Raw genomic sequence first — 419 nt, forward strand, 5'->3', positions numbered from 1 at the left:
GCCGACGGACTGGTAATCAGCAAGCGACAGGCGGCATCTCTGTCCAAGAATGCCGGCAGCGCCGAGGCGTTGGCACGAGGTCTGGCGACAAAGAAACTCGACGCCGAGATCTGGGCGGCGCCGCCCAGGTACAAGCGCCGCCGGTAGTGTGCTGAGAGTTCTGCAAATTCGCTGAGAGAGGGCGGTCATGGCAGGCTGGTGATGTTCAACGTCACCTGATTCCCGCGACGGAACGCCACCATGACCATGACCGAAGATAAATCCGCCATCGCTGCCGTCAAAGACATTCTGCTTTCGAAGCCGGATGAGCAGCCCGGCTGTCGGAAAGCGCTGCAAGCGGTTGTGAATCTACTTCGAGCCCTTGCAGCGCAAGCTGGAGCGGGTAGCGGGAATCGAACCCGCGCGTTCAGCTTGGGAAG

The 419-nt window shown here is 60.9% G+C and carries 1 pseudogene; it reads left to right on the top strand.

Annotated features, from left to right (window positions below):
* Window positions 1-147, top strand: a pseudogene (locus X744_RS1000000175840) (glycosyl transferase family 2); the annotation flags it as partial.
* Window positions 148-419: the final 272 nt, after the last annotated feature.

Origin of the sequence: Mesorhizobium sp. LNHC252B00 (assembly GCF_000502955.1) — a bacterium.
GTDB lineage: Bacteria > Pseudomonadota > Alphaproteobacteria > Rhizobiales > Rhizobiaceae > Mesorhizobium.